The organism is Agrobacterium sp. NPDC090283, from assembly GCF_044769685.1.
Lineage (GTDB): Bacteria > Pseudomonadota > Alphaproteobacteria > Rhizobiales > Rhizobiaceae > Agrobacterium.
Genome location: NZ_JBIVYG010000003.1, coordinates 66,622 through 91,145, shown reverse-complemented (window position 1 = coordinate 91,145; position 24,524 = coordinate 66,622). Strand labels below are relative to the sequence as shown.

General features: G+C 59.6%; 28 protein-coding genes. 10 read left to right on the top strand and 18 right to left on the bottom strand.

Annotated features, from left to right (window positions below):
- The first annotated feature begins 37 nt into the window (after positions 1-37).
- On the top strand, positions 38-451 hold the full coding sequence (locus tag ACIQUH_RS05975; RefSeq protein ID WP_400813138.1) for a GNAT family N-acetyltransferase: 414 nt from the start codon (positions 38-40) through the stop codon (positions 449-451).
- Positions 452-461: 10 nt separating this feature from the next.
- Here the strand turns inward: ACIQUH_RS05975 and ACIQUH_RS05970 are convergent, their stop codons facing one another.
- The gene (locus ACIQUH_RS05970) at positions 462-1,775 is read right to left on the bottom strand and encodes an MFS transporter (protein ID WP_400813136.1); all 1,314 of its coding nucleotides are present in this window, start codon (positions 1,773-1,775) and stop codon (positions 462-464) included.
- A gap of 60 nt (positions 1,776-1,835) precedes the next feature.
- On the opposite strand from ACIQUH_RS05970, the gene ACIQUH_RS05965 reads away from it, so the two are divergent.
- Positions 1,836-2,063, top strand: a complete 228-nt coding sequence (locus tag ACIQUH_RS05965) for a hypothetical protein (RefSeq protein ID WP_400813134.1) — start codon at positions 1,836-1,838, stop codon at positions 2,061-2,063.
- Between the two features lie 48 nt (positions 2,064-2,111).
- Here the strand turns inward: ACIQUH_RS05965 and ACIQUH_RS05960 are convergent, their stop codons facing one another.
- Complete coding sequence (locus tag ACIQUH_RS05960) at positions 2,112-2,681, bottom strand: GNAT family N-acetyltransferase (protein ID WP_400813131.1); 570 nt, start codon at positions 2,679-2,681, stop codon at positions 2,112-2,114.
- A gap of 296 nt (positions 2,682-2,977) precedes the next feature.
- Here ACIQUH_RS05960 and ACIQUH_RS05955 point away from each other — a divergent pair, with 296 nt between their 5' ends.
- Positions 2,978-3,970: a glutathione S-transferase family protein gene (locus tag ACIQUH_RS05955; RefSeq protein WP_400813449.1), complete on the top strand. Its 993-nt coding sequence runs from the start codon at positions 2,978-2,980 to the stop codon at positions 3,968-3,970.
- Positions 3,971-3,987: 17 nt separating this feature from the next.
- On the opposite strand, the gene ACIQUH_RS05950 is transcribed toward ACIQUH_RS05955, so the two are convergent.
- Positions 3,988-4,479 (bottom strand): NUDIX domain-containing protein, encoded by a 492-nt coding sequence (locus ACIQUH_RS05950; protein WP_400813129.1) that lies wholly within the window; start codon positions 4,477-4,479, stop codon positions 3,988-3,990.
- 66 nt (positions 4,480-4,545) lie between these two features.
- On the opposite strand from ACIQUH_RS05950, the gene ACIQUH_RS05945 reads away from it, so the two are divergent.
- Complete coding sequence (locus ACIQUH_RS05945) at positions 4,546-5,496, top strand: metallophosphoesterase family protein (protein WP_400813126.1); 951 nt, start codon at positions 4,546-4,548, stop codon at positions 5,494-5,496.
- Positions 5,497-5,709: 213 nt separating this feature from the next.
- On the opposite strand, the gene leuA is transcribed toward ACIQUH_RS05945, so the two are convergent.
- The 4 genes from leuA to ACIQUH_RS05925 form a co-directional block, all read right to left on the bottom strand.
- A complete protein-coding gene (gene leuA, locus ACIQUH_RS05940; RefSeq protein ID WP_400813123.1) occupies positions 5,710-7,419 on the bottom strand; it encodes a 2-isopropylmalate synthase in 1,710 nt (569 codons plus the stop codon).
- Positions 7,420-7,737: 318 nt separating this feature from the next.
- Complete coding sequence (brnA, locus tag ACIQUH_RS05935; protein ID WP_400813121.1) at positions 7,738-7,980, bottom strand: type II toxin-antitoxin system BrnA family antitoxin; 243 nt, start codon at positions 7,978-7,980, stop codon at positions 7,738-7,740.
- The gene (locus ACIQUH_RS05930) at positions 7,961-8,230 is read right to left on the bottom strand and encodes a BrnT family toxin (RefSeq protein WP_400813120.1); all 270 of its coding nucleotides are present in this window, start codon (positions 8,228-8,230) and stop codon (positions 7,961-7,963) included. Before ACIQUH_RS05930 ends, brnA begins: the two co-directional genes overlap by 20 nt.
- 34 nt (positions 8,231-8,264) lie before the next feature.
- Positions 8,265-9,443, bottom strand: coding sequence for a benzoate/H(+) symporter BenE family transporter (locus ACIQUH_RS05925; protein ID WP_400813117.1), 1,179 nt, complete (start codon positions 9,441-9,443; stop codon positions 8,265-8,267).
- Between the two features lie 277 nt (positions 9,444-9,720).
- On the opposite strand from ACIQUH_RS05925, the gene ACIQUH_RS05920 reads away from it, so the two are divergent.
- Positions 9,721-10,806, top strand: a complete 1,086-nt coding sequence (locus tag ACIQUH_RS05920) for an esterase-like activity of phytase family protein (RefSeq protein ID WP_400813115.1) — start codon at positions 9,721-9,723, stop codon at positions 10,804-10,806.
- Between the two features lie 72 nt (positions 10,807-10,878).
- Here ACIQUH_RS05920 and ACIQUH_RS05915 read toward each other — a convergent pair whose 3' ends face one another.
- A complete protein-coding gene (locus ACIQUH_RS05915; protein ID WP_400813112.1) occupies positions 10,879-11,523 on the bottom strand; it encodes an NrsF family protein in 645 nt (214 codons plus the stop codon).
- Positions 11,520-12,068, bottom strand: coding sequence for a sigma-70 family RNA polymerase sigma factor (locus ACIQUH_RS05910; protein ID WP_400813110.1), 549 nt, complete (start codon positions 12,066-12,068; stop codon positions 11,520-11,522). Before ACIQUH_RS05910 ends, ACIQUH_RS05915 begins: the two co-directional genes overlap by 4 nt.
- A 185-nt stretch (positions 12,069-12,253) precedes the next feature.
- Here ACIQUH_RS05910 and ACIQUH_RS05905 point away from each other — a divergent pair, with 185 nt between their 5' ends.
- On the top strand, positions 12,254-12,511 hold the full coding sequence (locus ACIQUH_RS05905) for a pentapeptide MXKDX repeat protein (RefSeq protein WP_400813109.1): 258 nt from the start codon (positions 12,254-12,256) through the stop codon (positions 12,509-12,511).
- A 72-nt stretch (positions 12,512-12,583) separates the two neighbouring features.
- On the opposite strand, the gene ACIQUH_RS05900 is transcribed toward ACIQUH_RS05905, so the two are convergent.
- On the bottom strand, positions 12,584-13,165 hold the full coding sequence (locus tag ACIQUH_RS05900; RefSeq protein WP_003523060.1) for an ATP-dependent Clp protease proteolytic subunit: 582 nt from the start codon (positions 13,163-13,165) through the stop codon (positions 12,584-12,586).
- Positions 13,166-13,400: 235 nt separating this feature from the next.
- Here ACIQUH_RS05900 and ACIQUH_RS05895 point away from each other — a divergent pair, with 235 nt between their 5' ends.
- Positions 13,401-13,991: a HupE/UreJ family protein gene (locus ACIQUH_RS05895; protein ID WP_400813106.1), complete on the top strand. Its 591-nt coding sequence runs from the start codon at positions 13,401-13,403 to the stop codon at positions 13,989-13,991.
- Between the two features lie 100 nt (positions 13,992-14,091).
- On the top strand, positions 14,092-14,841 hold the full coding sequence (locus tag ACIQUH_RS05890; protein WP_400813104.1) for a DUF2076 domain-containing protein: 750 nt from the start codon (positions 14,092-14,094) through the stop codon (positions 14,839-14,841).
- Between the two features lie 25 nt (positions 14,842-14,866).
- On the opposite strand, the gene queF is transcribed toward ACIQUH_RS05890, so the two are convergent.
- The 4 genes from queF to ACIQUH_RS05870 all read right to left on the bottom strand — a co-directional run bounded on the left by queF (position 14,867) and on the right by ACIQUH_RS05870 (position 17,980).
- Complete coding sequence (queF, locus tag ACIQUH_RS05885) at positions 14,867-15,331, bottom strand: preQ(1) synthase (RefSeq protein WP_400813101.1); 465 nt, start codon at positions 15,329-15,331, stop codon at positions 14,867-14,869.
- Positions 15,332-15,346: 15 nt separating this feature from the next.
- Positions 15,347-16,249: a cation diffusion facilitator family transporter gene (locus ACIQUH_RS05880; protein WP_400813098.1), complete on the bottom strand. Its 903-nt coding sequence runs from the start codon at positions 16,247-16,249 to the stop codon at positions 15,347-15,349.
- Between the two features lie 154 nt (positions 16,250-16,403).
- Entirely contained in the window at positions 16,404-16,805 is a 402-nt protein-coding gene (locus tag ACIQUH_RS05875) for a glyoxalase superfamily protein (protein WP_400813096.1), read from the bottom strand.
- A gap of 68 nt (positions 16,806-16,873) precedes the next feature.
- Positions 16,874-17,980, bottom strand: coding sequence for a branched-chain amino acid ABC transporter substrate-binding protein (locus ACIQUH_RS05870; RefSeq protein ID WP_400813093.1), 1,107 nt, complete (start codon positions 17,978-17,980; stop codon positions 16,874-16,876).
- Positions 17,981-18,264: 284 nt separating this feature from the next.
- Between ACIQUH_RS05870 and ACIQUH_RS05865 the strand changes: the two genes are divergently transcribed.
- Positions 18,265-19,440 (top strand): DUF3095 domain-containing protein, encoded by a 1,176-nt coding sequence (locus tag ACIQUH_RS05865; RefSeq protein ID WP_400813091.1) that lies wholly within the window; start codon positions 18,265-18,267, stop codon positions 19,438-19,440.
- A 130-nt stretch (positions 19,441-19,570) separates the two neighbouring features.
- On the opposite strand, the gene ACIQUH_RS05860 is transcribed toward ACIQUH_RS05865, so the two are convergent.
- The 4 genes from ACIQUH_RS05860 to ACIQUH_RS05845 form a co-directional block, all read right to left on the bottom strand.
- Positions 19,571-19,891 (bottom strand): ArsR/SmtB family transcription factor, encoded by a 321-nt coding sequence (locus ACIQUH_RS05860; RefSeq protein ID WP_400813088.1) that lies wholly within the window; start codon positions 19,889-19,891, stop codon positions 19,571-19,573.
- Between the two features lie 542 nt (positions 19,892-20,433).
- Positions 20,434-21,480 (bottom strand): choline ABC transporter ATP-binding protein, encoded by a 1,047-nt coding sequence (gene choV, locus ACIQUH_RS05855; RefSeq protein ID WP_400813086.1) that lies wholly within the window; start codon positions 21,478-21,480, stop codon positions 20,434-20,436.
- On the bottom strand, positions 21,477-22,328 hold the full coding sequence (choW, locus tag ACIQUH_RS05850) for a choline ABC transporter permease subunit (protein WP_400813083.1): 852 nt from the start codon (positions 22,326-22,328) through the stop codon (positions 21,477-21,479). The genes choV and choW overlap by 4 nt, the downstream gene beginning before the upstream one ends.
- 285 nt (positions 22,329-22,613) lie before the next feature.
- Positions 22,614-23,516, bottom strand: coding sequence for a choline ABC transporter substrate-binding protein (locus tag ACIQUH_RS05845; RefSeq protein ID WP_400156389.1), 903 nt, complete (start codon positions 23,514-23,516; stop codon positions 22,614-22,616).
- A gap of 383 nt (positions 23,517-23,899) precedes the next feature.
- Here ACIQUH_RS05845 and ACIQUH_RS05840 point away from each other — a divergent pair, with 383 nt between their 5' ends.
- A complete protein-coding gene (locus tag ACIQUH_RS05840; protein ID WP_400813081.1) occupies positions 23,900-24,481 on the top strand; it encodes a thymidine kinase in 582 nt (193 codons plus the stop codon).
- The last annotated feature ends 43 nt before the right edge of the window (positions 24,482-24,524 follow it).

Below are 24,524 nucleotides of genomic sequence, written 5' to 3'. Positions count from 1 at the left end.
CAAATCGGTCGCCGCCCGGCGTCTGGAGAAGAACAGCATGAATTTCGTTTTGAGTGATGTCGCGGATGCAGAAGCCGAAAAGGCCATCCGCGATCCGCTGATAGCCTATAATCTCGCCCGTTTCGGCGAAAGCGACAAACGCGACCTCAACATCACCATTCGTGACGAGGACAATGCCGTCACCGGTGGTCTGGTGGGATATACCGCGCGCGGCTGGCTTTACGTGCAGCTTCTTTTCGTGCCCGAAGCCATGCGCGGCCAGGGCGCCGGCCCGAAGCTGCTGGCAATGGCGGAGGCGGAAGCAAAAAAACGCGGCTGCATGGGCGCCTATATCGACACGATGAACCCGGACGCCTTGAGGACCTACGAACGCTTCGGTTTCACGAAGATCGGTTCGCTTGCGCCGCTTTCCACCGGCCAGTCGATCACGTGGCTGGAGAAACGTTACTGATAGCGTACGGTCAGGTCAGCGCCACCTGCCGCGTTTCCGCATTGATCATGGTCGCCGCAACGGCGGCCAGCACCAGCAACCCGGCAAAGATGCCGATCGCGACCCCAAAACCCTGCGCAATGGCATAACCGAGCAGTGACGGCGCCAGCAGGCCGCCGAGTCTCGCCATGGCGCCCGCAGCGCCCATGCCGGTCGCGCGTGATTCCGTCGGGTAAAGCTCCGGCGTAAAGGCATAAAGCGCTCCCCAGGTGCCGAGCAGCGCAAAACTCATGATGAGAAGCGAGGCGGCAATCATCCCGCCACCGGTGGCAAGGGTGAAGAGCAGGCAGCCGAGTGCGGAGAGCAGGCAGAAACCGATCAGCGTCGGCTTGCGGCCCCATTTTTCAACACCATAGGCGGCAAGCGCATAACCGGGGATTTGCGCCAGCGCCACCAGCACCAGAAACCCGTAACCGCGCACGAAGCCGAAACCGTCTCCCGCCAATTTCGCCGGCATCCAGGTGAAGACACCGTAATAGGAGACGGAAACGAGAAACCAGATGGCGAGGATCATGATGCTGCGCTGCCGCAGCGCCGGTGAAAATATCCCCTGCCCCTTGGTCACGTCAGGCTGGAAGAGCCCGGTTCCGACATCGAGCGGCGCACGACCATTCACCACCAGCATGCGGTTGACGACGGCCTTGGCTTCTTCGGACCGGCCGCTGCGCAGCAGGTAAAGCGGCGATTCCGGCACCAGAAAGCGAAGCCCGAGACCAAGAACGGCCGGGAAAGCCGTTACGGCGAAAATATAACGCCAGGCATCGGCCACGCCCGCAAGGCTTGCACCCCACGCCGCCAGCGCCACGATCAGCGTCCCGACAGCCCAGAAACCTTCGAGAAAGACCAGCCAACGCCCGCGATTTTTGGCAGGCAGGAATTCGGCCATCATCGCATAATCCACCGGCAAAGTGCCGCCAACCGCAGCTCCGGTAAGAAAACGCAGGACAAGCAGAATGGTGAAATCAGGCGAAAATATCGAAAGCACGCCGAACAGGGCATCGCAGGCCACGGTGATGATCAGCACCCGGCGACGCCCATAACGATCCGCCAGCCGTCCGAAACCGGCAGCGCCTAAAAGCATGCCGAAAAAGAACGCCGTGCCGGTCTGCAGCGCCTGCGGCACCGTCAGGCCGAAGGTTGCGGCAATCGAGGCTGCGGTGAAACCAACGGCCAGAACCTGCATGGCATCCGCCGCCCAGACGAGGCCGAATATGCCCATCAGCCGCCGCTGATAAGCGCCTGCGCCCGCGCGCTCCAGCGCATCGTTCATGGTGATTGCCGTCATGCCCCGCCCCTTTGCAGTAATCGACTTTCACTTGCTATCGTATAGGGGGAGGAAACGGAATTGAATTCTGTGAAGCGCGAAGCGTTGTTTCGAGATAGAAACCCGGCAGAGAGTTTTACCCTACAAGAAGATTGGCACGGCAGTCTTGATGATTGCCACAACGCGCAACGCTCCTTCCGTCATCCCGGCCTCGAGCCGGGATCCTTCCAGCCCAAGTCCTTGGGCTGGAAGGACTCTTCCCGCCGCGCGGACGCGCGTCGGCTGGATTCCGGCTCAAGGCCGGAATGACGGGGTTTAGGTTGCGCTAAAAAGCACAAAGCTCCTCTGATAGCCGCCTCAGCCGTAAACCCTGAGCGGCTCCTCAAAACCCTCATCTTCCGCCGTAGCGGCCGGCATCACGGCCTCGCATTTGCGCCAGCCGATCTTGCCCTTCAGCCGCTGGTGCACGTCGTCGCCAATGGGCACCACCAGCACCCGGTTCGGGTCGACCGGACCCGGAAAATCGAGCGCCGCATAAGCGACCTTTTCGAAGCCGAGCGGCATGTAATAGGGCGGATCGCCGATCAGGATGACGGCCTCGGAGCCCTTCCGCCGAGCCGCCGCAATGGCGATCCGGACGAGTTCCCGGCCGATGCCCATATTCTTGTGCGAGGGCCGCACCGCGAGCGGGCCAAGCATATGGCCCTTCACCCCACCGGCCAGAACCGGCGTCATCCGCACCGAAGCAATCGTTTCGCCATCATCGGCGCAGACGAAGGACAGCGAGCGGTCATGCGGCCCCTGCTCGCGAATGCGCGCCGCCGCACGGGTGTGCCGGCCGGGACCAAATGCTTCTTCGTTGATGACGTCGATGATGGCGTCGTGGGACGCGTCCTCGGTGAGGTAGACAAGATCGTGCTTGGACATGAAGAGACCGAAACTTCCAGAATGCGGATGCGACAATAAATGACGTCTGCGCCGGTAAGGGCGTTCAGGAGCGTCAGCGTCGTCGGAGCATCCGTGGTTCGATCATAATCAAAAATTTCCTCAGATTTGTGAAAATCGCAATTATCAGGAAAATCACCACCCGTCCAGAACAAATCTCGGCGCTTCTTCATTCAGCCTGTGCGTGGCCGGAAACGCATTGTTCAATGCCTTGCGGGTTCGCGGCATGGAGCGAAACGGGTAATATCGCCGCCAGGGAAACAATCAAGGAGATCATCATGGGCATGCTGGTGGAAGGCGTATGGAAAGACATCTGGTACGACACCAAGGAAACCAAGGGCCATTTCAAGCGCAGCGCCTCGCAGTTCCGCAACTGGGTGACGGCCGATGGCGGACCCGGCCCTTCCGGCGAAGGCGGTTTCGAAGCGGAAAAGGGTCGTTACCACCTCTATGTCTCCTTCGCCTGCCCCTGGGCGCACCGCACGCTGATCTTCCGCAAGCTGAAAAAGCTGGAAGATCTGATCTCCGTCTCCGTGGTCGATCCGCTGATGCTGGAAAACGGCTGGGAATTCAAGCCTGAGGGAGAACGCACACCGGGCGCGACGGAAGATCACCTGTTCGGCTCCTCCACGCTCTGGCAGGTCTACACGAAAGCGGACCCCAACTATTCCGGGCGCGTCACCGTGCCGGTTTTGTGGGATAAAAAGCGCGGCACCATCGTCTCCAATGAATCGGCGGAAATCATCCGCATGTTCAACGTGGCCTTCAACGATCTCACCGGATCGGACGCGGATTATTACCCTGAAGCGCTGCGCGCCGAGATCGATGCGCTGAACGACGTCATCTACGACACCGTCAATAACGGCGTCTACAAGGCCGGTTTCGCCACCACGCAGGATGCCTACCAGCAGAATGCCGTGAAAGTGTTCGAAACGCTGGATATGCTGGAAGACCGCCTGAAGGGCCGGCGCTTCCTGTTCGGCTCAGAGCAGACGGAAGCGGACTGGCGCCTCTTCACCACGCTGGTGCGGTTCGATCCGGTCTATGTCGGCCATTTCAAATGCAACATCCGCCGTATCCACGATTATCCGCATCTGACGGGTTACCTGCGCGATCTCTACCAGACGCCGGGCGTGCCTGACACGGTCGACATGCGCCACATCAAGGAGCATTATTACCGCAGCCACCGCACCATCAACCCGACCGGCATCGTGCCCGTCGGCCCGGAGCTGGATCTGACCATGGCCCATGGCCGCGAGACGCTCTGCTGACGGAAAACCTTCCGCCGCTACCAGTGGTCGGCAACCGCCGTTTCGCCGGCAAGTTCGGCAAGCCGGCGGCGGGTGGCGGCCGTCACCCCTTCCGGCAGGCCTGAAAGCTCGAAAAAGCCGCTCTCGGCAATTTCATGGTCAGGCTTTTTCGGCCGGGTCTGGGTGACATCAAGCCGGTAAAGCGCGACATGATCGCGATTGCTGCCCTCCAGATTGAGGTAGACGTGGAAAAGCTCCGGCCTGGAGGCCGCTTCGAGATTGCCTTCCTCGCGGATTTCCTTGTGCAGCGCCTCAAGCAGGGTTTCGCCGCGCTCCACGCCGCCGCCCGGCAGGTACCAGCCGGACAGATAGGTGTGCCGCACCAGAAAAATCCTGCCTTTTTCATCGAAACAGGCAGCACGCACACCAAGAGTTGCGCCGCGCGTGAACAGGAAAACAAAATGCAGGAAGCGGATGAAGACACGCATATGGAACGGACGGGCCTGCCGCCCGGTTGTTTCGTCATTCACCCTGGTTTCTCCCCGCCTGCCGGCTTTTGTTGGACGCGCGGCATATCATAGGTTATCTCTGCCGCCATGTTCAAACTTGCCCATATTTCAGACGTCCATTTAGGGCCACTGCCAAAACTCACTTTCCGGGAACTCGCATCGAAACGGATCACCGGTTTCGTCAACTGGCACCGCAACCGCCGCAAGCATCTCTTCACCGATACGCTGGAAAAGCTGCTCGACGATCTCGAGACAAAATCGCCCGATCATCTGGCTATTACCGGCGATCTCGTCAATCTTGCGACCGGCATCGAAATCCGCGCCGCCGCCGACTGGCTGGAGGAAGTGGGCGACCCTGAAAGAACCTCCGTCGTTCCCGGCAATCACGACGCCTATGTTTCCGGCGCGCATGACAAGGCCATGCAGGCCTGGTACCCCTATGTGCGCGGCGATGGCGATCCGCCGGAATGGGACGACGACCGCAAGATTTTTCCCTATATGCGCGTGCGCGGCCCCGTGGCGCTGATCGGCTGCTCCACCTCTATTGCCACACCGCCCTTTTCGGCCACCGGTTATTTCGGCAACCGGCAGGCGCGCGCCACGGCGGAACTTTTGAAAAAAGCCGGCGAACAGGGGCTATTTCGGGTGGTGATGATCCACCATCCGCCGATCCGCGGTGCGGCCGCCACCCACAAGCGCATGATCGGTATCCGCCGTTTTGCAGCCGCGCTCGGCGTCGGGGGGGCGGAACTCGTGCTGCATGGTCATACGCATTTGAACACGGTCTATTGGCTGAATACGCATCACGGGCTGGACCACATCCCGGTCGTCGGCATCGCTTCGGCCAGCCAGGGGCCGGGTGGGGAAAAACCGCGCGCGGCTTACAATCTTTTCAACATTTCCGGCGGGCCGGGCACGTGGAACGTAACCTGCGAACGGCATAGCCTCGATGAGACGGGGACGGGCGTGGCGCTTGAGGATATCAGGGTGTTTTATGACAACGGGCGGCCGCTAGGGTTTTCGCGGTTGGGGGAATAGAAGCCGGAGTGGTTAGGTTAGTGGGTGGGGTTCACCCCCCCCTCTGCCCTGCCGGGCATCTCCCCCTCAAGGGGGGAGATCGGCAAGAGGCGCTACCGCCACTTCATTCGTAAACGTTGAGATGGGCGAGACCTATCCGCGCGTCGATCTCCCCCCTGAGGGGGAGATGCCCGGCAGGGCAGAGGGGGGTAAAACCCCACCCTCAAGGCCCACTTACTTCGCCCGCTCTTCCAGCACCCGATTGGCCGCCGAAACAATCGCCTCCAGCGACGCCGCCACAATATTCGTATTGACCCCCGCCCCGAACAGCTTCCCGCCCGGATGCTCCATCTCGACATAAGCAATGGCCGAAGCATTCGACCCATGCTGCAGCGAATGCTCCGAATAATCATTCACCGACAGATCAACCCCGAGATAGACCGACAGCGCATTGATGAACCCGTCGATCGGACCCGTCCCCTTGCCCTCGATGCGCTTCACCTCGCCATTATCGGTGATCTCGGCGGCAACGATGCGCACGCCCTTGAAATCGCCGGCCGGATAGGTGTGGTGATCCACGAACTTGATGCGTGCGTTCGGCTGCGTCACATAACGCTCGATAAAGCGCTCGTAGATTCGCTTGGCCGGCAGTTCCACACCCTCTTCATCGGTGATGCGCTGGATGTCTTCGCGGAATTCCACCTGCAGGTTGCGCGGCAGGTTGATGCCGTAATCCTGTTGCAGAATATAGGCGATGCCACCCTTGCCGGATTGCGAGTTGATGCGGATGATCGCCTCGTAGGAACGGCCGACATCCTTCGGATCGATCGGCAGATAGGGCACTTCCCAGACGGGATGATTGGCGACCTTGATCGCCTTCATACCCTTGTTGATCGCATCCTGATGCGAGCCGGAAAACGCCGTATAGACCAGTTCGCCGACATAGGGGTGGCGCTCGGGGATCGTCATCTCATTGGAATATTCATAAACCGACTTGATGCGCTCGATATCGCGGCAATCCAGCTCGGGATCCACGCCCTGCGTATACATGTTCAGCGCCAGCGTCACGACGTCGACATTGCCGGTGCGCTCGCCATTGCCGAACAGCGTGCCTTCGACGCGGTCCGCACCGGCCATCAGGCCCAGCTCGGTCGCGGCGATGCCCGTCCCACGGTCATTATGCGGATGCAGCGAGATGATGACATTTTCGCGATTGTCGATATTACGGCACATCCATTCGATCTGGTCGGCATAGATGTTCGGCGTCGCCATTTCCACCGTCGACGGCAGGTTCAGGATCAGCTTGTTGTCGGCCGTCGGCTTCACCACCTCGACCACGGCGTTGCAGATTTCCAGCGCCACTTCCAGCTCCGTGCCGGTAAAGCTCTCAGGCGAATATTCGAAGCGGTAACCGCCGCCGGCCTTGGCTGCCATGTCGGTGATCATCTTGGCGGCATCGACGGCGATCTGCTTGATGCCGTGCACATCCTTGCCGAACACCACGCGGCGCTGCAGTTCCGAGGTGGAATTGTAAAAATGGATGATCGGCTTGTTGGCGCCTTCCAGCGCTTCAAACGTGCGGGTGATCAGCTCCGGGCGGCACTGCACCAGCACCTGCAGGGACACATCATCAGGCACATTGCCTTCTTCCACACACCAGCGGGCGAAATCGAAGTCCGTCTGCGAGGCGGAAGGGAAACCGATCTCGATTTCCTTGAATCCCATTTCGAGCAGCAGCTTGAACATGCGGGCCTTGCGGTCGTGGCCCATGGGGTTGACCAGCGACTGGTTGCCGTCACGCAGATCCACCGAACACCAGATCGGCGCCTTGTCGATGGTCTTGCCCGGCCAGGTGCGGTCAGGGATGTTGATGGTCGGGTAAGGGCGATACTTCACGCTCGCGTCGGTCATGCCCTTGGAAATATTGGTGATCTTGCCGTCCATTTCGCTTCCTCCTTGCGCAGTCCACGGGCTTCTTCAAGCCATCGACGGATGCGCGGCCCTTGAGGGCCTAAATCCAGTATAAAATGAGATTTCGAGATGAGGAGCGTTTGCACCAGCGGGCTTTCGGCCGCCGGGCGCTCCTCACTGGACCCGGCAACCGCGTGTAAGGTCGAGGCTAAGAAGCGAGAGTGCACCGCACGGCGAGGCCTTCGCAGAAATCTGCGCGCTCATGCCGGAAATGGTTGCGATGCGGTTGCTCATGGCGATGTGTATAAACAGCGGCTGGCGGTCTGACAAGTGATCTTGTGAGGCGCAGACTTATTTTCCGACCCTGCCGGCCTCCAGCCTTTCGGCGATCCATTTAGCCATCAGGGACTGACGCGTCATGCCGAGGCGCGCTGCCTCCGCATCCACTCTGCGCAAAACCTTTTCAGGAAGATCGATATCGACATGCACCATGTCCAACCCGGGACGGCCAGCCTTCGACCAGTCGACATAATCGTCCAAATCTTCGCCATCGTCGAATTTCTTGTCGAAATCTTCAGCGCTGATCGTCTTCATAACGCTGCTTCTCCTTGTCCCTGGAACGCCTGACGGAAATGATTCTCAACCGGTCATTTCTGTAGGTGTAAACCGCGCTCCAGCACTTTCCTCGCAATTGCGCAATCACAATATACCGCTCTTCCGAAGTGGTTTCGAGAGGAACGACAAGTCTTTTCTCGTCCAGCCAAAGCGCTCTTGCCTCGACGAAATCTATTCCATGTTTGTCTTTGTTACTTTCACTTTTGGCAGGATCGAATTCGAAATCCATAAATAATATTTCTTTAAAACAATAAGCATCCTATCTAACCACGCTTCACCACCCGCTGCAACGCCATCATCAACCCGCCGCCAATTAACCCCCAGAAGGCCCCGGAAACGCCGCCGAAGGAAAGGCCGGAAGCCGTGATGAGAAAGGTGATCGCTGCAGCCTCACGGGTCTCGGGTTCCCTGAACGCTGAAACGGCGGAGCCGGAAAAGGCGCCAACCAGCGCCAGCCCCGCCACCGCCTGAATGAGGATGGGCGGCGCCAGCGCCACGAAGGCCGTGACCACGCCGGCCAAAAGCCCGAAGATGATGTAACCGACACCACAGATGATCGCCGCCCAGTAACGCCGCCTGGGGTCCGCATGGGCGTCCTCGCCCGCGCACATGGCCGCCGTGATGGCGGCGAGGTTGACGGCATGGCCGCCAAAGGGAGCGGACAGCAGCGAGAAAAAGCCGGTCGTGGCGAAAAGCGGTCCGGGCTGCGGATCGTAATGATTGACCTTCAAGACCGCGATGCCGGGAATGTTCTGCGAGGCCATGGTGACGATGAAGAGCGGCAGGGCGATGGAGACGACGGCGTGCAGGCTGAAGGTGGGCGTCACCCATTCCATCGGCGGTGTCAGCGATTGCGCCACGCTGTCCAGCGCGCCGGCGGGAATATCGACGCCGAAAATCATCACCAGCACGAAAGCGGCAAGCGCTGCAGGCACGGCAAACAGCCGCTTGAAGGCCCCCACCACGATCCAGGCAAGAATGATCGGCAGGCCGAGTGCCGGGTTGAAACCGATCGCCTTGATGGGGGCGAAACACAGGCCGATGATGACGCCTGACAGCATGGCATTGGCAAGCGGCGCGGGAATGGAGGCGACCGCCTTTCCGAGTGGCCTGAACAGACCCGCAATGATGATTAGGATGGCGCAGATGATGAAACCGCCGACGGCTGCCGGAAAGCCACCCTCGATGACGCCGGTGGTGGCAAGCAGCGCCGCGCCGGGCGTCGACCATGCGATGCTGATGGGAAGCCGGGTGGTGGCGGAAAGAACGATGGCGCAAAGCCCCATCGCCACCGAAAGCGCCATCAGCCCCGACGCCGCCTCGAAATCCGTCGCGCCGACGGCCTTCAAGCCCTGCAGCACGACGGCAAACGAGCTGGCGAAGCCGACAAAGGCGGTGAGGCAGCCCATGAACAGGCTCTGGACGGAAAAATCTTTCAGCATGAAGCACTCTGCGGCCTGCGGCCTGTCGCAAACAACCACAGCGATCCGGATTGGCGACAGGCAGAAACAAAACGGAAGCGTGAGGCGCGAATCCGGGGATGGCGACACGCTTTGGATGAAGCATGATCATATTCAGGATCAAAAAAGACGCCGCTTGGCAAGATGAGCCGCCAGACTTCAGGTACGGCAGCATGGAAAACGTCATCAAAGTTTAGCGGCAGGGCGCTAATCCTCCCTGCATCACAACAGGTCATCCGCCACAAGAGGGACCCTCGCCATGCTCCGCACCGTCACCATCGTCGCCTGCTGTTTTGCGGCTCTGCCAGCCGCCGCCCAGACCCCGCCGCCGCCGGCCTTCCTCGGCCAGATCGTCGTTCCGTCTGGCCTCTCCATCAATGGCGTCACCTTCGGCGGCATTTCCGATCTCGCCTTTGACAGCGAAACCGGTCGTTATCTCGCAATCTCCGATGACCGCGTGGAAAAAGGCCCGGCCCGTTATTACGAGCTGGAACTGGCCGTGACGGAAGGCGCCGCCACGCTTGATATCGCCGCCACCCGCGAGTTGAAAGACGAGACCGGCGCGGCTTTTGCACCCAAGAGCATCGATGCGGAAGGCATCGCGCTCGACCGCAAGGGCGGCAAGCTCTACTGGTCTTCCGAACGCGACCTGAAGAACCAGCCCGCGCTTTATGTGTCAAACCTCGACGGAAGCGATGTCAAACGGCTGGAACTGCCCGCTGCCTATCTCGTCGATGACGCGAAGACCAAGGGCGTGCAGAACAATCTCGGCTTCGAAGGCCTGACGATGACGCCCGGCAGACTGATCGCCGCCACGGAAAATGCACTGACCCAGGATGGCCAGAAGGCGACGCCGCAGGCCGGCAGCCCGGCGCGCATCCTGGTGATCGACACGGCGACGCTGAAGCCGGTCGCCGAACACGTCTATGTTACGGAGGCGATCTCCAAGACACCGGCGGCCGCTGCCGAGCCGAAATATAATGATAACGGCCTCTCCGCCCTCTCCGCCATGCCGGATGGCCGCTTCGTGGCCGTGGAACGCAATTTCGCGTCCGGCGTCGGCAATCATATCCGCTTTTTCATCGTCGACTTCACCGGCGCGGAAAATATCCTCGGCAAGGACAAAATCGACGCGGCAAATGTGCGCGCCGTATCAAAAACGCCGTGGTTCGAAATCAATGAGGGCGATTTCGGCCTCGATATCGATAATATCGAGAGCTTCGCCTTCGGCCCTGTGGTGGATGGCAAGCAGCTCTTCATCATCGCCTCCGACGACAATTTCAATACTGGCAAGCAGTTCACCCAGTTCGCGGCATTCGCAGTTCCCGCCAATCTGGGTCAGTGAAATCCGCCAAAACAGATGCCGGCTCTGGACCATGTCCGGGCCGGCACCGGCAGCCGAGCCGATTTACATCACTCACCAGCGCAGCAGACGCGAACCGACAAAAGCGCCGATGATGCCGGTCAAGAGAATGCCCAGCGAATACCAGATCAATACGAAAGCCATGCCGTTTTCGGTGCAGAACCAGGAATAGACCCACGCCCCGGCCGCACCCGCGGCGATGCCTGCGGCAAAACCCGCAAGCATGGGATCAGCGGGGGCCGAACGCCTGAGAACCGCGAAATTCGCCAGAAACAGCGGCAGCGCGAAAGCAACGATCAAAAATGGGCAATGCAGCGCCGACGATCCGAGAATGAGGGTGTGATAGGTGCCCGGCACGGCAAATCCAAGCTGGACGAGCGCGATCACCGCCATGGCGACAAAAATCACCGCAAGCCAGGCGAACAGCCCCCCCCTTTCACCCTCCGGCCGCGCAAGACGCATGACGGCGGGAAATGCAGTCAGGGCCAGCAGGGCATTATAGGCGGATTTGACCCAGAAACCCGGTTCGGTCATGGCGTCGCTCATGTCGACGCGAAGCCCCAGAATGGCGAACATCAGCAGCAGCGAAACGCCGAGCGCGGGCAAGGCGGCAAGCGCCAGCCTGCGCTCCAGCGCAAAAGCCGGCACGGGCTTCAGATCACCCGCCAGTCGTTCGATGATGTCTTCCGTCTTTCTCACCTGTCCCCCCGCAACTTTGCCGCCAGGACTTTCAGCGTTCTGTGAATACCAACTCTCGCCGCGAGTTCCGTCTGACCGGATTTTTCCGCTGCTTCGGCGATCGACTGACCTTCGAGCTTCACCCTTCGAATGAGATCCCGTTGCCGCTCGGGCAAGCCGTCGAGCAACCGTTCCACATCCATGCGGGCCACGACAGCATCGACGGGAGACTCCGCCTCCAGCGTCTCATCGAGTTCGACTTCCGCCATCATTCGGGAGCCCCTGCCCCGATAGTGATCGATGAGCTTGTAGCGCGCTATCGAGAAAAACCACGCCGTAAACGGTCTCGCACGATCGTAGGTCTCCCGTTTGGCGTGAAGCGACAACAGCGTCTCCTGCACGAGATCTTCGACATCGCCTCTGGCGGCGGCGGCCATGCGCCGGCCGTAATAGGCGATCAGCAGCCGCCTCAGGGCATGAAGCAAATGCCTGTAGGCGCCTTCGTCCCCATCGAGGGAACGCAGCATCAGCATTTTTAATGTCTCTTCCGAAGGGCTGCCTGTCATCGTCACTATCGGGTTATTCGCAATCGGCAGGGTATTGTTACATAGTGGCTTTAAAAAAATCTCGCCCGAACTTGTCCTCACAAGCGCGTGAAGATGTAACGGCCGGCCGTTCCCGGACGAATGGACAATCGTGAGCCCCGGCGCGATGCCGGCGGACATTCAACGACGTCCAGAGGAGACCCTTCATGACCCGCATTTTTACCGCCATTGCCGCCGCTTCCCTTTTGTCCGCTCTTTCCTTCGCAGGCATCGCCCATGCCGACAGCATGAAAACCGATACGATGAAGAAGGATACCATGCATACCGACACCATGAAGACGGAGACGATGAAAAAAGATGGCATGTCCATGGCCAGCAAGAAGGATTGCATGCACAAGGCCGGCATGGAAATGGACAAGATGAAAAAGGCCGACATGATGAAGGCCTGCGACATGATGAAATAACACCGGCCCAAAAGGAAAAAGCCCGCACCGGTTTCCACCGATACGGGCTTTCTCAACTGAAAAATCGAAAACTCAGAGTTCCGACTGGCTCTCGACGATCTTGCCGACGAGGCCGTAATCCTTGGCCTCTTCCGCGCCGAGCCAGTAATCGCGATCGATATCCTTGGCGATCTTTTCTTCGCTCTGGCCGGTGGCCTTGGAGAAGATCTTGATCAGGCGCTGGTTCATCTTGATGATTTCGCGGGCCTGGATTTCGATGTCGGATGCCATGCCGCGCGTACCGCCGGAGGGTTGGTGCAGCAGGAAGCGGGTGTTCGGCAGGCAGAGGCGACGTTCCTTCGGCACCGAAACGTAGATCAGCGCGCCGGCGGAAGCGACCCAGCCCGTGCCGATGATATAGACCTTCGGCTTGATGAACTTGATCATGTCGTGGATGGAATCACCCGATTCGACATGGCCGCCCGGCGAATTGACGTAAACGCGAATGTCGTCGTCGCTGGCGGCGGCAAGAGCCACGAGCTGTGTGCAGACCTTCTGCGCCAGTTCCTGCGTGATGCCACCATAGATGAAGATCGAACGCGACTTGAAAAGATTCGCTTCCGTTTCCTTGCCGATCGGCAGTTCCTTGCTCTTGTCGTCTTCGTCTTCGTTCATCAACGGCTCTCTCCAGCAAAATTCGTGCATGCCCTTCGGACATAGTGCGACTTGTTACGTAAGGCAATGAGAGAAAAAGGCAAGGTTTGCCCGCCAACAATAAACACCACCCCCGGCAGATGACGCATGGACAGCCTGTCGGCCTTCGCGATATCGTCAGTGCCTCATTGCAGCGCCGCCTGCTGCGGGAAGCCCAAGATTCCGTTGCGGACAGCCATAATTTCAAGAGGGAACCATGCTGAAAAGACTAAGCCTCACTGCCGCCGCACTGGGCGTTACCGCCCTGCCCGCTTTCGCCCATTTAAACCCGGAAGAACACGGTTCCTTCATGGCCGGTGTCTCCCACCCCTTCTTTGGTGCGGACCACATTCTGGCGATGGTGGCTGTCGGCATCTGGGCCTCGCAGATCGCCGTGGCGCAGAACGACCGCAAGGCGCTGTGGATCGTGCCTTCCGCCTTCGTCGGCACCATGGCAGCCGGTTTCCTGATGGCGGTTTATGGCATCGGGCTTCCCTTCGTCGAACCGGCCATTCTCGCCTCCGTCATCGGCCTCGGCCTGCTGGTCGCCATGGCGGCAAGGCTTCCCACGGCAGCGGCGGCGGCAATTGTCGGCGCTTTCGCGCTTTTCCACGGCCATGCCCATGGCGGTGAACTCGGCAGCGCCGGCGCGCTTCAATTCGGTATCGGCTTCATGATCGCCACCGCCATCCTGCATGTGGCCGGCATCGCGCTCGGCCTCGGCATTGCCCGTTTCGGTTCGGCAGCCAGCCGCACCGTCGGCGCGCTGACGGCAATTGCGGGTCTCTCGCTTGCCTTCGGCGGCTGACAATCATTACCGAAATTTAAAATTCGGACCGCTTTGAAAAGCCGGAATTGAGGCCTACCTCCTTATCGTGGATTTTCGCTTCACGGTAAGGAGGCAGCATATGTCACCGGAAGAAAGCCAGCTTCTCAAGGGCCTGTTCGAAAGAACCAAGGCCGCATCCGCCACCCCGCGTGACCGCGAGGCGGAAACATTGATCGCAGACGCCGTGCGCGATCAGCCCGCAGCCCCCTATTATCTCGCCCAGGCGGTCATCGTTCAGGAAAAGGGTCTGGAAGCGGCGGCAGCCCATATCAAGCAGCTCGAAGACCGTATCCATACGCTGGAAAGCGGTAACAGCGCCCCACAGGCCGCAGCGCAGGGCGGCTTCCTGAGTTCCATCTTCGGAACCGGCCAGTCACAGCCGCCAGCGCCGACACCCGCCCCTGCCCCGCAAACGTCATGGCGCAACGATACCGCTGGCCAGACGGCCGGCCCCTGGGGATCGCCGGCAGGCCAGCAACCCGGCGGCCCCTGGAGCCAGCAGCAGCCCGCCGCATTCGGGCGTTCTTCAGGCGGTGGTTTTCTGCAGGGCGCGCTCGGCACCGCCGCGGGTGTCGCGGGCGGCATGCTGCTCGCCAATTCGCTGAGCGGCATTTTCGGCAGCCACATGTCGTCGCTCGGCCTTGGCTCGCCCTTCGGCGGCGGTAATGCTGCCGGCAACGCGCCTGTCGAGGAAACCGTCATCAATAATTACTACGGCGACAGCGCCAGCCCGCAGAACAACGACGACGACGATATCCAGCAGGCCGATTACGACGACAGCGCCGACGACATGGATTCCGATTCAGGCGATGACGGTTCGTTCGCCTGAACCTTAAAGCGCGTAAAAAGCCGGATCAGCCGCGGCCCCGATAAGGTGCAACGCCCTGATCCGGTAGCCACACGCCTTCAGGCGCCGGTCCGGTCTGCCAGAACACGTCGATCGGAATACCGCCGCGCGGATACCAGTAGGCGCCGATGCGCAGCCATTTCGGCTGAAGCAGCTCTACCAGGCGCTTGGCGATATAGACCGAGCAATCCTCGTGGAAGGCACCGTGGTTGCGGAAGGACTGCAGGAAGAGCTTCAGCGACTTCGATTCCACCAGAAAATCGCCCGGAATATAATCGATGACGATATGGGCGAAGTCCGGCTGCCCGGTCATCGGGCAAAGCGAGGTGAATTCGGGTGCGGTGAAGCGCACCACATAATCGGTGCCGGCATTGCCATTCGGCACTTTTTCGAGAACGGCCTTTTCCGGGCTCTCAGGCGTATCGACCTTCGTGCCCAGCTGCGACAGGCCGGAAACATCCGTCACGGACATGGAAACTCCTGTTTTTCAAACAATCACTTTGACGCCATGCGCCTTTTCGCCCTCAGGCTCGACGTGAATGGCAAGGCTGGCGCCCGGTATGACGTCCCTTATGGCATCTTCAAGGCGGTCGCAAATATCATGCGCCTCGCGCACCGTCATGACGGCTGGAACAACGACGTGAAAATCGATGAAGGCGGCCGAGCCGGCGCGGCGTGTCCTCAGATCATGGACGCCAATGACGCCGCCGGAATGTTCGGCAATGGCCTTCTTGATCGCCTCGTCCTCTTCTGGCTCCACGGCCCGATCCATCAGCCCGCCCAGCGAATGCAGAATGACCTTGGAACCCTGGAACAGGATGTTGATGGCTACCAGAATGGCGAGCAGCGGATCGAGAATGGCATAACCCGTCAGAAGCGCCAGAATAAGGCCGACGAGAACGCCTGCCGAGGTCACGACGTCGGACATGATGTGATGGCCGTCGGCCGCGAGCGCCGGGGAAGCATATTTTTTACCGACACGGATCAGGATCGTCGCCCAGATGGCGTTGATGACGCCCGCCGCCGCATTGATGGCAAGACCAAGCGCCGGCGCTTCCGGCAGCCTCGGGTTGAAAAGACCGCCCCAGGCCTCCTGCACGATCAGGAGCGCGGCAACGACGATCAGCACGCCCTCCACGACGGCGGAAATATATTCCGCCTTGTGATGGCCGAACTGGTGGTCGTCATCGGCGGGCTTCTGCGCGTAACGAATGACGAAATAGGCGATGAAGGCCGCCACCACATTGACGGTCGATTCCAGACCGTCCGATAAAAGCGCGACCGAGCCGGTGACCCACCAGGCCACGAGCTTGAGGCCCAGCACGCCGAAAGAAAGCGGAATGCTCCAGAATGCCAGTTTCCGGACCAGCGCATTGCCTTCACTGTTCATTTTTGCCCCCGTGCGGATGCGAACGAATTGCATGACCGATTGCCAAAACGCACGAACCGCGCGCACGGGGTCTCCGTGCGCGCGGTTCGCTATTGGCGTCTCTATCGTTCAAACAACCGGCGAGGTCAAGAGCCATGCGGCGCCAGCCTGGATCTCAGTCCTTACCTTTTTGCTCGCAGAAACGGATGCGGTTGCCGAACGGATCAATGACTTCCATGACATCACCCCAGGGCAGTTCTTCGACACCAGGATTGAGGAAGCGATATTTTTTACCCACCAGTTCCTCCTGATAGGCGTGAACTCCCCGCATTGTGACGAAGATATTCGAACCCGGCGTCGCATCGCCGTGATGGCCGCTGAGGTGAAGCCCCATTCCGGCCCGCGAAACCTGCATGTAAAGCGGGAAGTTTTCGCCAAAGCGGTGTTCCCAGTCGACCTCGAAACCGAGAAAGTCGACATAGAACTCCCGTGCCTTGGCCTCGTCGAAAATTCTGACAATCGGGAATATCCGCTCGAAGCCGATTTCCCCGTCCGTTTGCGTTCCCGCATCGGCCATGCTGCCCTGCCTCTTTTCAGACCGTAAAATGAAACCGGCCGCAACGGGTGCGGCCGGTTAGGATCAGCTTATTCGGCTGCGACGATCTTGCCGTCCTGCCACTTGAACAGCGAGAAGGCCTGCGAGGTCAGGTCGCCGCTCTCACCATAGGTGACCTTGCCGATTGCGGTCGGGAAAGCCTCGCCGCTTTTCAAAACCTTGGCGACCGCTTCGGAATCCTTGGCGCTGCCGGCCTTCTCGATACCGCCCTTCAAGACTTCGACGGCGGCATAGGCGTTGAGCGTGAAGGCTTCCGCCGGAATGTTGGCGGCCTTCAGGGCTTCGGCAGCGGCCTTGGAATCGTCGTTCTTCAGCGCGTCGGAAGCATTGGTGAAGATCGTGCCTTCGCCAGCCTGCGAACCGATGTTCCAGAATTCGCTGTTCGACAGGCCGTCACCGCCGATGACGGCAGCCTTGGAGCCGATATCCTTCAGCTGGCGCACCAGAAGACCCGCTTCCGGGTGGTAACCGCCGAAATAGACGATGTCGGCATTGTCGGCCTTCAGACGGGCCGTCAGCGCGCCGAGATCCTTTTCGCCGGGGGTCAGCGCATCATAGAGAACTTCGGTCACGCCGCCGGCATTCAGCGTCGCCTTGAAGGAATCCGCAAGGCCCTTACCGTAAGCGCCCTTGTCGTGAATGATGGCGATCTTCTTGTCCTTGAGGTTGGCGAGAACATATTTCGCCGCAACCTCGGCCTGCTGGTCGTCACGACCGCAGGTGCGGAAAACGTTGGAAAGGCCACGGTTGGTGAGGCCCGGCGCGGTCGCTGTCGGGGTGACCATCAGCACGCCGTTTTCGGCAAAGACATCCGATGCCGGAATGGCGACGCCCGACGTCACCGGACCGACGACGAAGTGGATGCCTTCGGCCACCAGCTGGTTGGCCGCGGAAACGCCCTGCTTCGGCTCGCCGCCATCGTCGGCAAGCTTCAGCACGACCTGTTCGCCGAGGATGCCGCCCTTTTTGTTGATTTCATTGACTGCCGTCTGGGCGCCGTTCTTCACCTGGTCGCCATAGGCGGCGACAGGACCGGTGAGCGGCGCAATCAGGCCGATGACGATCTCGGCATGAGCAAGGGGTGCGAATGCGAAGGACGCTGCAAGCGTCACGCTGGTCAATGTCTTCAGTTTCATCCTGGTGTCTCCTTAAAGGGGGTCGCGGACCCGGTGAGCGCCATGGGCGCCGACCGAATGAAACTATCGGACGCCTCCCGGCGAAAACTCGTTCCATTTTTGAATTCCGAGCCTTCCACTCAACTCATACGGAAGGTTTGATGATTTATGCAAGTCACCTTTGCTGGATTAGGTCTATTAGCGGTAAATCAATCGCCGGATCGGCCCTGATTGCGCCGTCTGAACGGGCAAATCGACCTTCCGTAAACGCTTGGCGTTTGGCCGCCGCTGGAGGATAATACGCCATGATCGCAGCAGATGAAGAATTTCTGGCGGGCCTGCCCGTCTTCCGGCATTTTGAAGACGTGGCCGACCCGACGCTTTATCGCGCCCTGCCGCCGGGATGGGGGCTGGCCATCGCCGATATCATTGATTCGACCACGGCAATCGGCACCGGCCGCTACAAGGCCGTCAACATGGCGGGTGCGGCGGTCATTTCAGGCGTATCGAACAGTCTCGGGCGTCACGACCTGCCCTTCGTTTTCGGCGGCGATGGTGCCGCTGTCGCGGTGCCGCCCCAGGGGCTCTCTGTCGCACGCACCGCGCTTTCGAATGTGCAGCGCTGGGTGAAAGACGATCTCGATCTTGCCATGCGCGTGGCGCTGGTTCCCGTCGAGGATATTCGTCAGAATGGCTTCGATATTCGTGTCGCGCGCTTTCAGGCGAGCGAGGATGTTTCCTACGCCATGTTTTCGGGCGGTGGCAACAGCTGGGCGGAAGCGCGGATGAAGGAGGGGCAATATGCCCTGCCCGCAGCCGAAACGGGCGAGCGCCCCGATCTCACCGGTCTTTCATGCCGCTGGAACCCCATTCCGGCCACCCACGGCAAGGTGGTGTCGATCATCGCCGTGCCGGGTCCATCGCGGGACATGCCGGCATTCCGCAAGCTGGTCATCGATCTCGTCGATCTGGCCGAGCAGGATGCAAGACACGGTCACCCCGTGCCGGAGGATGGGCCGAAACTCGGCTTCGTGCGCGAGGGTCTCGGCCTCGAGGCTCGGGCCGGCGCTGCCTATCACGATGTCTGGGGCAAGGTACGCCGCTCGTTTCGCATTCTCGGCGAGTCCCTGCTCGTCAATCTTTTGAGCGTGACGGGGCTCTCGTTCGGACCGTTCAATGCGATACGCTACCGGCGTTCGGTCGCCAGCAACACCGATTTCAGGAAATTCGATGACGGCCTGAAGATGACGGTGGATATCGACGGCGCACGGCTCGAAAAAATCCGCGCCCGGCTGGAACAGGGCCGTCTCTCGGGAAGCTGTTATTACGGCCTGCATGAGCAGGATGCCGCCTTGATGACCTGTATCGTGCCATCCCCGCTTTCGAAAGACCACATGCATTTCGTGGATGGCGCAGACGGCGGATATGCGGCTGCGGCAAGCCGCCTGAAGCAACAGATGCAATCTGTTGCATTGGGCTGAAAGCGGCGCCGATGCCAAACCTCAACCCCGGTGCCGGATGCACTGCGGCGAAGGCCGTTGAACAGAAAAACCGGCGTCGTGCGCCGGTTTCAATCGGGTGATGCTGCCGGGCCTTAACAGGGCCGTGGGATCAGGCTGCGGTCTTGCTGCTCTTCTGTGTCTGGCAGTAAATTTCCTCGAGGGAGGCGAGGATTTTTTTCACGGATTCGGAATTGCTGGAATAATAGATGGTCTGCGCATCCCGTCGTGTCTTCACCAGCCGCTGGGCACGCAGTTTCGAAAGATGCTGCGAGAGAGCGGACTGGCTGAGACCAACCTGTGAAGCGAGAACACCAACCGGCACTTCCGTATCCACCAGCGTACACAAGATCATCAGGCGCTTGGGATTCGCCATGGCTGAGAGCAAGTCTGCAGCGGCGATGCTATGTTCCGACAGAGATTGGTTATCCATACGCTCAAGTCTCCTGATGACAGTCGAAAAAGACGGTCATGGTGGCTATTATAGGTGTTCCAAAAGGTGTTTTTATAATTCGGCTGATACGTTGTATATACCTAAATCTTGCTTATATCGTGTCCCTTCCAAAGACTATTCTTCATCGGTTATTTACTTAAGACAGTGTGACTAAATTATCAGCTTTTTGCCTGTTTTTTGTCAGTTTAATGATAAATACATGTATTAGCAGCAGTATTTATAAGCAATAAACGATCAAAAGTTGAGCGCTTCAATCTTAATTCCCGACGCCGGTTTTTAGGGTGACAATCTATTACCACCTTAAATTTAGCAGCGAGCTAAAGAATCTAGATTAACTTTGCGCAATTTTCTCTAAGTTTGCAATATGATTTTTATTAGTAATTATTTTCATGCATAACTTATGATATCAAAAATATTCTTTTCTACCGTGGGAAGGTATAACTTGCGCCGCAAATATCTTGCCGGAACAAAAAAGGGCCCTCCGTGACGGAAGGCCCTTTCTTTTTCAGACAGGCGAATCATTATTTTTTGCGGTGACGCGTCAGCCCCGCCACGACTTCATCAGCGGAAATCGTGCCTATGATCGCGCCATTGTCGACGACGCCGATCGCCCCTGAGTGTTTCGACAGCGCGTCGAGAATATCGATCAGCGGCGACGTTGGACGGGCGGTGGCTGCGACAGCCATCTGGCCATTGCGTTCGTCCACGCCCCGCTTCATCACGTCGGCAGCGGTCAGCATGGAGATCGGGTTCATGTTCTGCACGAAATCCGCGACATAGGGCGTGGCCGGCTGCTTGACGATCTGCTGCGGCGTTCCGCACTGGATGATGCGTCCGCCCTCCATCATGGCGATACGGTTGCCGATACGGAACGCCTCGTCCAGATCGTGACTGACGAACAGAATCGTTTTTTTCAACCGGCTCTGGAATTCCAGAAGCTCGTCCTGCAGGCGGCTTCTGATCAGGGGGTCGAGCGCCGAGAACGGCTCGTCCATCAACAGGATCGGCGCTCCGGTGGCAAAGGCTCTCGCCAGACCCACACGCTGCTGCATGCCGCCGGAAAGCTCTCCCACCTTGCGGTCGGCCCAGGCGGAAAGGTTCACCAGTTCCAGCTGCTCGGCCACCATGCGCTTGCGCTCGGCTTCCGGCACGCCGGAAAGTTCAAGCCCGAAGCCGACATTGTCGGCCACATTGCGCCAGGGCAGAAGGCCGAATTGCTGGAAGACCATGGAGACCGTGTGCATGCGAAGGTCGCGCAGCGCTTTCGCCGGACAACGATAGGGATCGACATAACCGGACTTGGTCTTCACGCTGACACTGCCGCGCACGACGGGCGCAAGCCCGTTGACGGCCCTGACCAGGGTCGATTTGCCCGAACCGGAAAGCCCCATCAGCACGAGGATTTCGCCTTCGCTGACCGAGAGCGAGGCATTGGCGACGCCGAGGACCAGCCCGGTCTCGGCATTGATCTCGTCACGCGTGCTGCCCTTGTCGATCATCGGCAGCGCCGCATCGGGCCGGTCGCCGAAAACGATATCGACATTTCCGAAAATGATGGCGTCACTCATAGATCATCCTCCGCGCCGGGAAGGCGGAAAAGCCGGTCGAGAACGATCGCCAAAATGACGATGCACAGTCCCGCCTCGAAGCCCATGGCGATATTGACAGTGTTCAAGGCGCGCACGACAGGCACACCGAGACCATTGGCGCCCACGAGCGCCGAAATGACCACCATCGACAGCGACAGCATGATCGTCTGGGTGAGGCCGGCCATGATCTGCGGCGCGGCGAAGGGAAGCTCCACCTTGCGTAATACCTGCGAAGGCGTCGCACCGAAGGCGACGGCCGCCTCCACCAGCGCCGACGGCGTCGAAACGATGCCGAGGCGGGTGAGCCGCACGGGAGCCGGAATGGCGAAGATGACGGTGGCGATGAGCCCCGGAACCATGCCGAGACCGAACAGCACCAGCGCCGGAATGAGGTAGACGAAGGTGGGGATGGTCTGCATCAGGTCCAGCACCGGGCGCATGCCGGCATAAATCCACTTGCGCCGGGCCGCCAATATGCCGAGCGGTATGCCGATGATCATGCAGACCGCGCTGGCCGCGATGACGAGCGCCAGCGTTTCCGTCGTCGCCTTCCAGTAGCCCAGATTGATGATGAGCAGCAGGCCGAGCGCGGTGAAGACCGGCATGCCGACGGAGCGGCGCGTCCAGGCGGAAAGCGCCGTCAGGATCGCCACGATGATCAGCGGATGCGGCGCCTGCAGCACATAAAGCAGGGCGTTGATGACGCTTTGGAAAATGAAGGAAAGCCAATCGAAGAAAAAAGCGAGATTGCCGGTCAGCCAGTCAATGGCCTCCTTGGCATATCGGCCGACGGGCAGGCGGTTTTCAGGAGCGCTGAGCCATTCCACGGTAAGAAAAGACCTTTCGTGAACTAAAACAATTCCGGCAAAAATGCAGAGCGGTTTTGCGTCCGGAATTGCGCAGACAACAAAGAACTGGAGCATCGTCATCCCGTTTCACCGGAATTGCTCCAATGCAGACATGACGGCCGGCAGCAAAACTGCCGGACGCGGTGCTGGCGCATGACCTACAATGTCTGAAAATTCACAGGCAAGGTCATGCATGGGCATCGTTATTTCCCGCTGATCCGGCCTGCCGCGCAGGCCGGATGCAGTCATGCATCGTCTTGCGGCTTAAAGGCCGAGCGCCTTCTTGGCAGCAGGCAGGGCATCGGCGCTGCCGTCCTTGGTCTTGACGTTGGCGAGCCAGGGCTCGATCGCCGCCGGATTTGCCTTCAGCCAGGCGGTTGCGGCCGCCTCGCCCTCAAGGCCGTCATTCAGGATCTTGCCCATGATCTCGTTTTCCATGGGCAGGGAAAATTGCAGGTTCTTGAGGAAGGCGCCGACATTCGGGCACTCCTCGACGTAACCCTTGCGGACATTGGTATGGATCGTCGCGCCGCCGAGATTGGGGCCGAAGACCTCGTCGCCGCCGGTCAGATAGGTCAGCTTGAAATTCGCATTCATGGGATGCGGTTCCCAGCCGAGGAAGACGATGGGCTCGCCGGATTTTTCGGCGCGGGCCACCTGGGAGAGCATCCCCTGTTCGGAGGACTCGACCACCTCGAATGACTTCAGTCCGAAACTGTCCTTGGCCACCATGTCGAGAATCAGGCGATTGCCGTCATTGCCGGGTTCGATGCCATAGATCTTGCCGCCGAGATCAGCGCTATGGGCGGCGATGTCCTTGAAATCCTTGATGCCGAGTTCCGCACCCTTGGCGTTGGTCGCCAGCGTGTATTTCGCGCCGGTCAGGTTTTCCCTGAGCGTCTCGACGGATTTGTCTTCGCGATAAGGCGCGATATCGCCTTCCATGGTCGGCATCCAGTTGCCGAGGAAAACGTCGATATCCTTGTTTTTCAGCGATGTGTAGGTAACGGGCACCGAGAGCAGCTTGACGTCGGTCTCATAGCCAAGGCTTTTCAGAAGCACGGTGGCGGTCGCCGTCGTGGCAGTGATGTCGGTCCAGCCCACATCGGAAAAGCGCACCGTGCCACAGCTTGCCGGTTCCGCAGCGCCGGCCGCACTGAACGTCATGGAGGAGATTGCTGCGGCGAGCGCCAGACAGCGACTTCTATTTGCAAACATTGTTTGCTCCTTTTTTTTCGTTCCCTTGCCATTATCAATATCTGCCGGCCACAATCAACTCGCGTGCATTTGCGTGCTTTGGCGCACCGTTTGCGACAAAATCGTGAAAATAACCGGATTTCAGCGCCCGGGGCGACGAAAAGGCGGGTTGCGGAAATCTGTGTTTTTCCCATTGCGGCACTTTTCAACCCGCTTCTTCGCCGTCAAAAGACGCTGGCTGCAGCATCGGCATAAACGAGAATCGGTTTTGCGCGGCGTGATGTGCCGATTCAACAGGTTGGAGCATTGTTGCGAAGCGTCGGAAGGACGCGAAGGCGCTCCGGGAGTGGATAATGGCAAAACTCTATTTCAATTATTCGACGATGAATGCCGGCAAGTCGACCATGCTGCTGCAGGCATCCTATAATTATCAGGAGCGCGGCATGCGCACGCTGATCTTTACCGCGGCCTTTGACGACCGGGCCGGCGTCGGCCGTGTTGCCTCGCGCATTGGCCTGTCCTCCGACGCCCTGACCTTCGATGACAGTACCGATTTGTTCGCCGAGGTATCGGCCCTCCACGCCGAAGCGCCGGTCGCCTGCGTTTTCATCGATGAAGCCAACTTCCTCTCCGAACACCATGTCTGGCAGCTTGCCGACATCGTCGACAGGCTGGACATCCCGGTCATGACCTATGGCCTGCGCACGGATTTTCAGGGAAAGCTTTTTCCCGCCTCGAAAGAGCTGCTCGCCATTGCCGACGAGCTTCGCGAAATCCGCACCATCTGCCATTGCGGCCGCAAGGCGACGATGGTGGCCCGCTTCGACAATGAAGGAAAGGTCGTGACGGAAGGCGCGCAGATCGATGTCGGCGGCAACGAGAAATACGTTTCCTTCTGCCGCCGCCACTGGGTGGAGATGTTCAAGGGCGACTGAACATCTGCGTCCGGTTGCCGCATTTGATTTTTCGCAAAGATGG

Bases quoted from the DNA above. Each gene is read 5' to 3' on its own strand.
- ACIQUH_RS05975 (WP_400813138.1), top strand. From the start codon at position 38: ATGAATTTCGTTTTGAGTGATGTCGCGGATGCAGAAGCCGAAAAGGCC.
- ACIQUH_RS05970 (WP_400813136.1), bottom strand. From the start codon at position 1,775: ATGACGGCAATCACCATGAACGATGCGCTGGAGCGCGCGGGCGCAGGC.
- ACIQUH_RS05960 (WP_400813131.1), bottom strand. From the start codon at position 2,681: ATGTCCAAGCACGATCTTGTCTACCTCACCGAGGACGCGTCCCACGAC.
- ACIQUH_RS05955 (WP_400813449.1), top strand. From the start codon at position 2,978: ATGGGCATGCTGGTGGAAGGCGTATGGAAAGACATCTGGTACGACACC.
- ACIQUH_RS05945 (WP_400813126.1), top strand. From the start codon at position 4,546: ATGTTCAAACTTGCCCATATTTCAGACGTCCATTTAGGGCCACTGCCA.
- leuA (WP_400813123.1), bottom strand. From the start codon at position 7,419: ATGGACGGCAAGATCACCAATATTTCCAAGGGCATGACCGACGCGAGC.
- brnA (WP_400813121.1), bottom strand. From the start codon at position 7,980: ATGAAGACGATCAGCGCTGAAGATTTCGACAAGAAATTCGACGATGGC.
- ACIQUH_RS05930 (WP_400813120.1), bottom strand. From the start codon at position 8,230: ATGGATTTCGAATTCGATCCTGCCAAAAGTGAAAGTAACAAAGACAAA.
- ACIQUH_RS05925 (WP_400813117.1), bottom strand. From the start codon at position 9,443: ATGCTGAAAGATTTTTCCGTCCAGAGCCTGTTCATGGGCTGCCTCACC.
- ACIQUH_RS05920 (WP_400813115.1), top strand. From the start codon at position 9,721: ATGCTCCGCACCGTCACCATCGTCGCCTGCTGTTTTGCGGCTCTGCCA.
- ACIQUH_RS05910 (WP_400813110.1), bottom strand. From the start codon at position 12,068: ATGACAGGCAGCCCTTCGGAAGAGACATTAAAAATGCTGATGCTGCGT.
- ACIQUH_RS05905 (WP_400813109.1), top strand. From the start codon at position 12,254: ATGACCCGCATTTTTACCGCCATTGCCGCCGCTTCCCTTTTGTCCGCT.
- ACIQUH_RS05900 (WP_003523060.1), bottom strand. From the start codon at position 13,165: ATGAACGAAGACGAAGACGACAAGAGCAAGGAACTGCCGATCGGCAAG.
- ACIQUH_RS05895 (WP_400813106.1), top strand. From the start codon at position 13,401: ATGCTGAAAAGACTAAGCCTCACTGCCGCCGCACTGGGCGTTACCGCC.
- ACIQUH_RS05890 (WP_400813104.1), top strand. From the start codon at position 14,092: ATGTCACCGGAAGAAAGCCAGCTTCTCAAGGGCCTGTTCGAAAGAACC.
- queF (WP_400813101.1), bottom strand. From the start codon at position 15,331: ATGTCCGTGACGGATGTTTCCGGCCTGTCGCAGCTGGGCACGAAGGTC.
- ACIQUH_RS05880 (WP_400813098.1), bottom strand. From the start codon at position 16,249: ATGAACAGTGAAGGCAATGCGCTGGTCCGGAAACTGGCATTCTGGAGC.
- ACIQUH_RS05875 (WP_400813096.1), bottom strand. From the start codon at position 16,805: ATGGCCGATGCGGGAACGCAAACGGACGGGGAAATCGGCTTCGAGCGG.
- ACIQUH_RS05870 (WP_400813093.1), bottom strand. From the start codon at position 17,980: ATGAAACTGAAGACATTGACCAGCGTGACGCTTGCAGCGTCCTTCGCA.
- ACIQUH_RS05865 (WP_400813091.1), top strand. From the start codon at position 18,265: ATGATCGCAGCAGATGAAGAATTTCTGGCGGGCCTGCCCGTCTTCCGG.
- ACIQUH_RS05860 (WP_400813088.1), bottom strand. From the start codon at position 19,891: ATGGATAACCAATCTCTGTCGGAACATAGCATCGCCGCTGCAGACTTG.
- choV (WP_400813086.1), bottom strand. From the start codon at position 21,480: ATGAGTGACGCCATCATTTTCGGAAATGTCGATATCGTTTTCGGCGAC.
- ACIQUH_RS05845 (WP_400156389.1), bottom strand. From the start codon at position 23,516: ATGACGTTCAGTGCGGCCGGCGCTGCGGAACCGGCAAGCTGTGGCACG.
- ACIQUH_RS05840 (WP_400813081.1), top strand. From the start codon at position 23,900: ATGGCAAAACTCTATTTCAATTATTCGACGATGAATGCCGGCAAGTCG.